Below are 2,284 nucleotides of genomic sequence, written 5' to 3' on the forward strand. Positions count from 1 at the left end.
CGGGCCACCACCCCTCCGTCAGCGAGGCCCCGAACGGAAACTTCGCCATGCGCGTCCTCGTGGACGCCCCCACCATCGAACGCGCCCAGGACGACGCCCTCACCGTCTGCGACCGGGCCATGCACGCCGCCTACGGCCGCGCCGCCGTCGTTGGCATCGAAGTTCTGACAGAGGAAGAGCTGGACCGCCGCAACACCGAACACATCCCCCTCCCCGATCTGGCCGGCCGCACCGAAGTCGCCAAGATCCTCGGCGTCAGCCCGACCCGCGCCGGCCAGATCATCCGCACGAAGCGCTTCCAGGAGCACGCGCCGATCGTTCAGGAACTGGCCGCCGGCCCGGTCTGCCTGGCCTACCAGGTCCGCCGCTTCGCCGACATCTGGCACACCCTCCCCGGGCCCAAGCCCGCCGAGCACAGTAAGGACAGCTGAGTGCGCTACCGCTATCCCCTCATCATCCCGAGGCGCGAGAACCCCGACCCCGCCGCCGTATACCGCCTCTACGACGCGGAGGGCCGTTCCCTCTACGTCGGCAGCTCCATCGACCCGGCACGCCGACTGGGCGAGCACGCCAAGAAGCCGTGGTGGCCGCAGGTCGACCCGTCCCGCACGATGACCACCTGGCACAAGGACGACTACGCGGCCGCCGTGGTGGAGTACCAGGCCGCCGTCGACGACAAGCCCCTCATGGGCAAGCCCATCCCGAGGTACGGCAAGGAGTGGCTGCTGCGCCTCGCAGAAGCCGGATACGACCTCACCCCCATCCACGCCCCCGCGGCACCCGTCATCTGACCCGAGAGGACACCATGACCGCCCCGCCCGAGTACCTGCCCCGCCCGGAGGGCTACGAGGACCGTGTCGCCGCCCTCCGGGCCGCTGGCACCCCCGAGGCCGACGCACACTGGATGGCCGCCTGCGAGGCCATCGGCGCCGTCGGCCGCAGCGAGAACAACCACCGCGACATGTTCTGGCACAACGACGCGGCCTACAACGAACGTGAGACCTGGGACCGCATCTCCCTGCGCGAGACCCAGCGCTACTACTTCCACCAGCGCAAAGACACCCTCGTCGGCTACCTCGCAGACGGCCGCCACAATGCCCAGCTCAACACCAAGATGGGGCACGACCGGATGGAGCGCCTCGTCGCCTTCATCAAGGCCAACGACCTCTGGAACGACTGGCTCGCCCACAACCGGGCCCGCGTCGACACCGCACGACGGGAGAACAACACGTGACCGCCGCCATCTTCACCGACATCGCCGCCTTCGAGCGCCAGGCCCGCAAGCTGTCCGACGACCTGTACCTGTGCGCCACGTTCGAGGAGCGCATGCGCACCGAGGACCGGATTGAGGAGCTCCGCGAGGACGCCCGCAGCATCCGGGACCGGATCGAGAACAGCCGCGACCATATCCGCAACTACTACGGCCTCGACCTCTCCGTCGGCCTGGGCATCAAGCACAACGGCCGCCCGGGCAAGATCGTCGGCTTCGCCGGCCAGTACGTCGAGGTCCAGCTCGACGGCGACGACCACACGACGACGTGCCACGCCACCTCGTCCATGGAGTACCCGCCGGCAACCCGTATCGGCCTCGGCCCTGACGAGCGGTTCGCGCACCTCGTCGAAACCACTACCTGACGGAAGGACGCCCCTCGTGGCGCACGCACTGAAATTCGACCCGTCGACCGCCGAGGGCGCAAGAATCGTCGCCCTCTACAACAAGATCAAGGCGGAGATCGAGGACGACGAGGGCGGCTGGGACGGCGCGGACATCGTTGATGCCCTCTGCGAATGGTTCACGGGCCTCGGTGTCGACGTCTCGCCGGACGGCGAGCTGATCAGCGCAACGTAGGTCTCCTGCGCATTATGAAGCCCCGCCGGACTCGACCTCCGGCGGGGCTTCGTCGCACATTCTGCATCACCGCGCCGGCCCGCTCTACCCTGCTCCCATGACGCCGCCCGCGACGCCGCCCGCACTCCGCCAGCTTCGTACCGCCCTACGGCGGGCCCTGGCAGACCCCGACATCAACACGTCGGCGAAGCGGGAGGAGCGCTTGCATACCGTCGTGAGGACGTTGGAGCGGGCCGCTGCGGACCTGCCGGCGGAATCCCTGCGCAGCCTGCCAGCCCTCTTCCACCGGAACGTTCTCGGTCATCCCGCGCAGCCGGACACGGTCCTCTTCCGGATCGCCGCCGGCGAGTACCGCACCCGGCCCCCGTACAACCAGCGGCTCACGGCGGCGTCACAGCGGCACATCATGGACGGCCTTGTGGACCTCAACCGGGC

Annotated in this window: 6 protein-coding genes; all 6 read left to right on the forward strand. The window is 69.0% G+C overall.

Annotation, left to right across the window (positions count from 1 at the left end; translation table 11 throughout):
- On the forward strand, window positions 1–431 hold a 431-nt coding region (locus ABZ454_RS38710; RefSeq protein ID WP_359544114.1), incomplete at its 5' end, for a hypothetical protein.
- Complete coding sequence (locus tag ABZ454_RS38715; RefSeq protein ID WP_359544115.1) at window positions 432–791, forward strand: GIY-YIG nuclease family protein; 360 nt, start codon at window positions 432–434, stop codon at window positions 789–791.
- A 14-nt stretch (window positions 792–805) separates the two neighbouring features.
- Window positions 806–1,234 (forward strand): hypothetical protein, encoded by a 429-nt coding sequence (locus ABZ454_RS38720; RefSeq protein WP_359544116.1) that lies wholly within the window; start codon window positions 806–808, stop codon window positions 1,232–1,234.
- Window positions 1,231–1,635, forward strand: a complete 405-nt coding sequence (locus tag ABZ454_RS38725) for a hypothetical protein (protein WP_359544117.1) — start codon at window positions 1,231–1,233, stop codon at window positions 1,633–1,635. Before ABZ454_RS38720 ends, ABZ454_RS38725 begins: the two co-directional genes overlap by 4 nt.
- Before the next feature lie 16 nt (window positions 1,636–1,651).
- Window positions 1,652–1,849 (forward strand): hypothetical protein, encoded by a 198-nt coding sequence (locus tag ABZ454_RS38730; protein ID WP_359544118.1) that lies wholly within the window; start codon window positions 1,652–1,654, stop codon window positions 1,847–1,849.
- Window positions 1,850–1,946: 97 nt separating this feature from the next.
- Window positions 1,947–2,284: hypothetical protein (locus ABZ454_RS38735; RefSeq protein ID WP_359544119.1), on the forward strand; the 338-nt coding region annotated here is incomplete at its 3' end.

The organism is Streptomyces sp. NPDC005803 (assembly GCF_040630435.1).
In the GTDB taxonomy this organism is placed as follows: Bacteria; Actinomycetota; Actinomycetes; order Streptomycetales; family Streptomycetaceae; genus Streptomyces.